This window comes from Abyssisolibacter fermentans (assembly GCF_001559865.1).
In the GTDB taxonomy this organism is placed as follows: domain Bacteria; phylum Bacillota; class Clostridia; order Tissierellales; family MCWD3; genus Abyssisolibacter; species Abyssisolibacter fermentans.
Window position 1 is genome coordinate 1 of the sequence record NZ_LOHE01000100.1, and the last position, 8,029, is coordinate 8,029.

6 protein-coding genes are annotated in these 8,029 nt (G+C 29.1%); all 6 read left to right on the forward strand.

Annotated features, from left to right (window positions below):
• Positions 1–221 precede the first annotated feature (221 nt).
• Entirely contained in the window at positions 222–1,145 is a 924-nt protein-coding gene (locus tag AYC61_RS18745; RefSeq protein WP_066506726.1) for an ABC transporter ATP-binding protein, read from the forward strand.
• Positions 1,145–1,942, forward strand: coding sequence for an ABC transporter permease (locus AYC61_RS18750; RefSeq protein WP_066506728.1), 798 nt, complete (start codon positions 1,145–1,147; stop codon positions 1,940–1,942). Before AYC61_RS18745 ends, AYC61_RS18750 begins: the two co-directional genes overlap by 1 nt.
• Before the next feature lie 50 nt (positions 1,943–1,992).
• Positions 1,993–2,754 (forward strand): epoxyqueuosine reductase, encoded by a 762-nt coding sequence (locus AYC61_RS18755; protein WP_066506730.1) that lies wholly within the window; start codon positions 1,993–1,995, stop codon positions 2,752–2,754.
• Positions 2,755–2,983: 229 nt separating this feature from the next.
• On the forward strand, positions 2,984–3,508 hold the full coding sequence (locus tag AYC61_RS18760) for a GNAT family N-acetyltransferase (RefSeq protein ID WP_066506731.1): 525 nt from the start codon (positions 2,984–2,986) through the stop codon (positions 3,506–3,508).
• 16 nt (positions 3,509–3,524) lie between these two features.
• A complete protein-coding gene (locus AYC61_RS18765; protein ID WP_066506733.1) occupies positions 3,525–4,598 on the forward strand; it encodes a hypothetical protein in 1,074 nt (357 codons plus the stop codon).
• A gap of 653 nt (positions 4,599–5,251) precedes the next feature.
• Positions 5,252–7,855 (forward strand): bifunctional acetaldehyde-CoA/alcohol dehydrogenase, encoded by a 2,604-nt coding sequence (gene adhE / locus AYC61_RS18770; protein ID WP_066506737.1) that lies wholly within the window; start codon positions 5,252–5,254, stop codon positions 7,853–7,855.
• Positions 7,856–8,029: the final 174 nt, after the last annotated feature.

The following is an 8,029-nucleotide window of genomic DNA, read 5'->3' on the forward strand; positions in this document are numbered from 1 at the left end:
TTGAAGTGGTGGTCGATGACTAGAATCCTTTTTACTACACCTTCTATTTTATGAAAATTATAAATATTATAGCGAAAGAATTGAAAAGTCAATACTTTAATGGTAAAATTAACTATAATACTAAGAATATAACAAAGAAATAGTCGTTTTATTTTGTAATATGTTTAAAAAGGAGAAAGGATTATGACTTTTAATTATTCAAATTAATTGGGGGGGATAGCTTGAAAGCTATTGAGGTTAATAACTTAGTAAAAAAATATGGGGATTTAACAGCAGTAAATAATATTTCATTTTCAGTTGATGAAGGGAGTATATGTGCAATACTTGGTCCTAATGGGTCTGGTAAGACTACTACTATTAAAAGTATATGTAATTTAATAATTCCAGATGAAGGAGAAATAAAGCTGTTTGGTAAAGATAATACAAAATCTATAGATAAAATAGCTGCCATGTTCGAAGGGACTAGAAATCTATATTGGAGATTGACTCCAAGAGAAAATTTGAGATATTTTGCTGGTATAAGTGGTTTGGGTGGAAAGAAAATTGATAAAAAAATAGATGAACTACTAGAAAGATTCAATCTGACAGATAAGAGAAATGTAATGGTTAACAATCTATCTAGAGGTATGCGACAAAAGGTTGCTATAGCTATGACATTAATAAGTGATACTGATGTAATTCTGTTAGATGAACCAACTTTAGGATTAGACATTAAGAGCTTTATGGATATTAAAGATATATTAAGAGATATTGCTTCAAATCTAAAGAAAACTGTACTATTAAGCACTCATGATATGAATTTGGTTGAGGAAGTATGCAATGATATTGTTATATTAAATAAAGGGAATATAGTAGCACAAGACACAATGGAAAATCTTTTGGACATGTTTAGAAGTATGACTTATGAGATTAACTTATTAGATATTATTTCAAAAGAAGATAAGGAGTATTTATCAAACTTAGATTATGATTTTTATTATACAAATGATGACTCTGTTTTAGAGATAGATATACTAAATTCAAAGCAATTATATGATATTATAGATGTTTTAAAAGAAAGAAATATATTAGTTAAGGAAATAAAACAAAAAAATATTAATTTTGAAAGAGTGTATTTGAGTCTTACTAGCGGGGGTGTAAAGTGATGATGAAAGTATTCTACTTGTTTAAAGTATCGTTTGAAAAATCTATTAAAGAGTTAGTCAGATACAAATTTAACACGATTTCAGATATATTAAGTTTTTATTTTTTGTTTATTGCAATGTTTTTTGGAGTGAAATTATTTGGAGCTAGTATGAATGTCAGTCCTGTAAGCTTAGGAGATACATTAGAAGGATTTGTAGTAGGATATTTTTTGTGGATTATTATGATAATGGTTTATTCAGATACTGCTTATAGTATAACCAATGATGCCAGCAGAGGTACATTAGAACAAATAAGTATGTCTAATTTAGGGTTGCAGAGCGTATTGATTGTAAGAAGTATTAGCAATTTAATTATAAATTTCTTAATTTGTTATACAGTGTTAGTAAGTATTATGGCAACAACTAACTATTGGCTTAAAATAAATGTAGGACAGCTATTGATTTTAGTATTATTAGGGATTTTTAGCATATTAGGAATTGCTCTAGTATTTGGAGGATTAGCACTTATATTTAAAAAAGTTCAATCATTATTAAACATAGTTCAATACTTTTTAATAGTGTTAGTTCTACCAGGACAAAGAACATTAGGTTCATTAGCTGCTTCAATACTTCCTTTTAGACCGACTATTGATAAGGTATATCAAACAATTTTAGGGGAGCAATCACTTTCTGCTTTTCCTTTAACTGATTATGTAATTTTGATTGGAAATTCTGCTGTATATTTTATTATAGGATTATTGGTTTTTAATAGATGTAGTAAAATAGCAAGGAAAAGAGGATTGTTGGGACAATATTAATTATGTAAGCAAGTCTAGAAAGATAAAAAAATCAGTGTGAAGGTGATTTTATGAAAGAAAAAATAAGAGATTTAATTAAACAATATGTAAAAGAATATTCAGATAGAGAAGAGATAAAAACCAGATGGAAAGAACCTATAGTAAAGTTTTCTAGTGCAGATGATGAAATGTTTATAAAGCTTAAAGAAATTGTTAGTCCTACTCATGCTTTGCCTAAAGATTTTTTAGAAGATGCTCAGACTGTGATTTCTTATTTTCTTCCTTTTGAAGAATCAATTGCAAATTCTAATATTGAGGGAAAGTACAGTTCAAAAGAATGGGCTATTGCTTATGTAGAGACTAATGAACTTATATTGAAGCTGAATAGTTATATTAAAGAGCAACTAGAGGATTTGAATTATAAATCAACCATAATACCTGCAACTCATAATTTTGATAAAAATAGTTTAATAAGTGATTGGTCTCATAGACATGTAGGATATATAGCAGGGTTAGGTAAATTTGGTTTGAACAATATGTTAATTACTGATAAGGGATGCTGCGGTAGAGTTGGAAGTATAGTAACTAATTTAAAAATAGTACCTTCAAAAAGAAATGACAGGGAATATTGTCTTTTTAAAAGTAAAGGTATTTGTAAAAAATGCGTGCAAAGATGTGTTAATGATGCATTAAAAATTGATTCGTTCGACAGACATAAATGTTATGAAATATTGTTATACAATGATGAGTTATATCCTGACTTAGGGTTAACAGATGCATGTGGTAAATGTTGTGTAAATTTACCGTGTTCTTTCAATAATCCGGTAAAGTGAAAAAAACAATAAAGAGAGTGTGGAATTATATAGTTTTATCAGGCTGACATGTTATTGTTCAGCTTCTTTTTTTATGACATTATTGAAATAAATAATATAGGAATTATGCTAAATAAAGGTTTTTTAAAATAAATAAAGAAATTATTAGTGAATTAAGTTAAAAACATAAACTCTAATATGAAATTTAGTCCGAAATATGAAATATACAAAGGAATTAAGGGGAGAAAATATGACTTACAATAATGCTATGTACATAAGAAATATTATTGATGATAAAAATGGAAAGGAAAAAGGAATTGCATATATAGAGAAATTAGCACAGCTTTTAGCTGATTCACAGCCAGATAGAATAGATGATTTTAGGAAGTTTTGGCATGATTGGTTTGAAACTAAAATTCCTGGAGATAAAATCACTGTTTTTATACTAAAAAAAGAAGATAGAGATGAAAAAACAAGTGCAGTTGGTGTAGTACGATTTTGGCAAACTCCTTATTGTAATAATATTTGGTTGGTTGAAGGGTTAGAAGTCAGGAAAAATGAAAGAAGATTAGGTATTGGAGGTGATTTAGTTCAAACGGGGATTAAAGTATTAAAGAATATAGGTGTAAAAAATATATTTGTTCATATCAATAAAAATAACATACCATCTATCAAGTTTCATGAGAATTTAGGATTTATGAAAATAGCAGATGGATGTAATGATAGTTATGGAGATTTTAGAGAAAGCTTAAATAGATACATATTAAATTTATAAAGGGGAGAGATATTTAATGCAAAACATAATTAATGAAATTAATAAAAGATTGGATTCCTTAGACTTTAATAAATTATGGAAAGGTTTTACTAGATATGATTATGCATTATTTGATGATGAAAATGTGTATTTTAACAATGGAGAAGTAATACCTGTTGATAACAGATTTTGGGGCAATACTAGTATTGAGTATGAGGATAGGTATATTGCAATTTGGATGATAAACGGATATATAAACATAGATGTTCTTACTGCATGTATTGTCCATGAGATGTTTCATGCTCATCAAAACACATGTAAGCAAAAGGTATATAGCAATGAGTATTTAGGATTGTATTATCCATATAATTTAGAAAATTATAAATATAGATATAAAGAACGATTATTATTAGTTAAAGCACTAATAGAAAAAGACATAGATATAAAAGAAAATTTAATAAATAAATTTATTATGACACGATTAAAAAGAGCAAAAATGATAGACGAGTATATTAATTATGAAAAAAGTATTGAAACATGCGAAGGTCCCGCCGAGTACCTTTGTATAAAAGCTCTTAAGAAGTTATCTCATGAAGAATATGAAAAAAGAGTTGATAATATGTGTAATGTTCTTTGCGAGTTGAGTGAAAACATTTTTAATACAAGACGAATGGCATATTATACTGGGGTGTTACAGTGTATGATATCTGAAGAAATGAATAAGGATGTTTTTTATGCTGTTGGTGAATCAAATGTATGTTTGTTTGATAGGATTTTAAAAGAGGGATATGATGAAGTATCTGAAGATGATGAAGATATTGATTATGACAACAGTATAATAGAAGAATTATATGACAAGTATATTGAAAATATTAAGAATAATATAAATGTAGTTCTAAATAATAAAAAAGCAAAAAAAGAGAGTGGTAAATTTAGCATTGCTGGTTTTGATCCAAACAATAGGGTTTTATATGATAATATGATATATCACAAATATTTTGTTATAATACTTGATGGAAATGAAAAAAGAAATATAAAAGGTCCTGTGGTAACATATATTGAAGGTGAGAATAGCGAAGATTGTAATGCATTTATTTATATAGAGGAGTAGTGTGGAGAGGTAGAAGGTGATTTCAAGTTATATATAAACAATAATCCCAAAATTAGAAAAAACATTTTTTTTCATACTTCGGCTCATGTTAATATCAGTGGTAATACATATCGAAAGCTTTAAGAAAAAAAGGATTTGTCGTTAAGAATTTAATGAACAGGTTAACATAAAAGAATACAATATGTTGTCTATTATTTTAGACAATCATTTTAAGCGTCAAAGGTAAATTGTTATTAAAATTCCTTGGGCGTTTTATTTTATTGAATACCACCAAACATTGATAAAAATATAACTATATAAAACGTTAATAATGTAACAATAATACAGCAAAAATGACAACGCTTTCATAAAAAAACTGCAAAAACAGCTAAAATAAAGCTTGTAATGCAATATATATTGTGATATTATTAACATGTGCTTAAGAAACATATATAATATTGTCGAATAAGTATTTTTTATTACTTAATATAGTTAAAAAAATAACAAAGTATAATGTATCCCCAAATTTATATAGGTGGCGGGTACCGATTAGATTTAACAGGCGGTGTGCAGATATCCCGCTTTGTGAAACGGTGTGTTGTAATTACTACGTAATTACTTCCGTTGCTATAACAAAGTTATTCAAAATATTATTTCAGAAAGAGGTGGACATCATGTCAGTAAAAAATGTAGAAGAGCTTATGAAAAAATTTGAAGAGGTTAGAAAAGCACAAAAGGAGTTTGCTAGTTTCAGCCAAGAACAAGTAGATGTAATATTTAGAGAAGCTGCTATGGCGGCTAACAATTCTAGAATAATGTTAGCAAAGCTTGCAGTAAAGGAAACTGGAATGGGAATTGTTGAAGATAAGGTTATAAAAAATCATTTTGCTTCTGAATATATATACAATCAATACAAAGATGAAAAAACTTGTGGAGTAATTGAAGAGGATCATTCTTTTGGTATTACTAAAATAGCAGAACCAATAGGTGTAATAGCAGCAATAATACCTACTACGAATCCTACATCTACTGCAATATTCAAAGCACTTATAGCATTAAAAACAAGAAATGGAATAATATTTTCACCACATCCTAGAGCTAAAAAATCAACTATTGAAGCTGTAAAAATTGTTTTAAATGCTGCTGTTAAGGCAGGAGCACCTAAAAACATAATGGGTTGGATTGATGAACCTTCACTAGAGCTTTCACAGTGCGTAATGGCAGAATCTGATTTGATATTAGCAACAGGTGGTCCGGGAATGGTTAAGGCTGCTTATTCATCAGGTAAACCTGCTATAGGAGTTGGAGCTGGTAATACACCTGCTATTATTGATGAAACTGCTCACATAAAAATGGCTGTAAACTCCATACTTCTTTCTAAGAGTTTTGACAATGGTGTTATTTGTGCCTCTGAACAATCTGTAATAGTTATAGATGAGATATATGAAGAAGTTAAAAAAGAATTTAGTGAAAGAGGAGCTTATATATTAAATAAGAATGAAATAGATAAAGTTAAAAATATTATATTAGTAAATGGTTCTATTAATGCTAAAATAGTTGGACAATCTGCTTATAATATTGCAAAATTAGCTGGTGTAACTATACCTGAAGAAACTAAGGTAATCATTGGAGAAGTTGAGTCTGTGGAACTAGAAGAACCTTTCTCACATGAAAAATTATCACCTGTACTTGCTATGTATAGAGCTAAAAACTTTGACGAAGCTTTAAATAAAGCTACTAGATTAGTTGAACTTGGTGGTTTTGGACATACTTCTGTTTTATATACAGATCAAGTAAAATCTGAGGATAGAATAAAGAAATTCGGTAGCGCTATGAAAACAGGTAGAACTATAATAAATATGCCTTCTGCACAAGGTGCAATTGGTGATATATATAACTTTAAACTAGCTCCATCTTTGACACTTGGCTGTGGTTCATGGGGCGGCAACTCAGTATCTGAGAATGTGGGTGTAAAGCATTTGATTAACATCAAGAGTGTGGCTGAGAGGAGAGAAAATATGCTTTGGTTTAGAGTTCCAGAAAAAATATATCATAAATTTGGATGTTTAAGTGTAGCATTAAGAGAATTAAAAGACATGAATAAGAAAAGAGCATTTATTGTAACAGATAAAGTACTATATGATTTAGGATTCGTAGATAAAATTACTCATACATTAGAAAATATGGATATTGATTTTAAAGTATTCTTTGATGTTGAACCTGATCCTACATTAGCTACTGCTAAAAAGGGTGCAGAGGAAATGATGACATTTAAACCTGATACGATTATAGCTTTAGGTGGAGGTTCACCTATGGATGCTGCTAAAATTATGTGGGTTATGTACGAGCATCCAGAAGTTAAGTTTGAAGATTTGGCTATGAGATTTATGGATATTAGAAAAAGAGTATACAAATTCCCTACTATGGGAGAAAAGGCATATATGGTTGCTGTACCTACAACTGCCGGAACAGGTTCTGAGGTAACTCCATTTGCAGTAATTACAGATGAAAAAACAAGTATTAAGTACCCACTAGCTGATTATGAACTACTTCCAGATATGGCTATTGTTGATGCAGAGCTTATGATGAATATGCCAAAAGGACTTACTGCTGCATCAGGTATAGATGCATTGACTCATGCTATTGAAGCCTATGTATCAGTTCTAGCATCAGAATATACGAATGGAATGGCTTTAGAGGCTATGAGACTATTATTTAAATATCTACCACAAGCATATAATGAAGGTAATGTAAATGTAAAAGCGAGAGAAAAAGTAGCACATGCTTCTACTATGGCAGGTATGGCATTTGCAAATGCATTCCTTGGTGTATGTCATTCAATGGCTCATAAATTAGGATCAGTTCATCATGTTGCTCATGGTATTGCTAACGGACTATTAATAAATGAAGTTATTAGGTATAATGCAGTTGATAATCCAAGAAAACAAGCCGCATTTCCACAATATAAATATCCAAATGCTAAATGGAGATATGCTACAATTGCTGATCATTTACATTTAGGCGGAAATACTGATGAGGAGAAAGTTGAATTATTAATAAAGGCTATAGATGAATTAAAAGCTAAGATAAACATTCCTAAATCAATTAATGAAGCAGGAGTTTCAAAGCATAAATTTTATGATAGCTTAGATGAAATGAGTGAACAAGCTTTTGATGATCAATGTACTGGTGCTAATCCAAGATATCCATTAATAAGTGAGATTAAACAAATGTATATTAATACATTTGAGGTAGAAAAAGAAGATAAAAATTCATAAAGAAAACTCAAACATAGTAAAACACCATTAATTTTGGTTAATGGTGTTTTATTTTGAAAAAAGTATGAACTAATACAAATAGTTAATTATGTTATAATGTAGATAATAGTTTTTTATAAAAGAATTTTATAATTAAGCCCTGATTATTCGTATAACTTTGAATAATATGCTGTA

Coding starts and splice junctions, on each gene's coding strand:
- AYC61_RS18750 (WP_066506728.1), top strand. CDS start 1,145: ATGATGAAAGTATTCTACTTGTTTAAAGTATCGTTTGAAAAATCTATT.
- AYC61_RS18755 (WP_066506730.1), top strand. CDS start 1,993: ATGAAAGAAAAAATAAGAGATTTAATTAAACAATATGTAAAAGAATAT.
- AYC61_RS18760 (WP_066506731.1), top strand. CDS start 2,984: ATGACTTACAATAATGCTATGTACATAAGAAATATTATTGATGATAAA.
- AYC61_RS18765 (WP_066506733.1), top strand. CDS start 3,525: ATGCAAAACATAATTAATGAAATTAATAAAAGATTGGATTCCTTAGAC.
- adhE (WP_066506737.1), top strand. CDS start 5,252: ATGTCAGTAAAAAATGTAGAAGAGCTTATGAAAAAATTTGAAGAGGTT.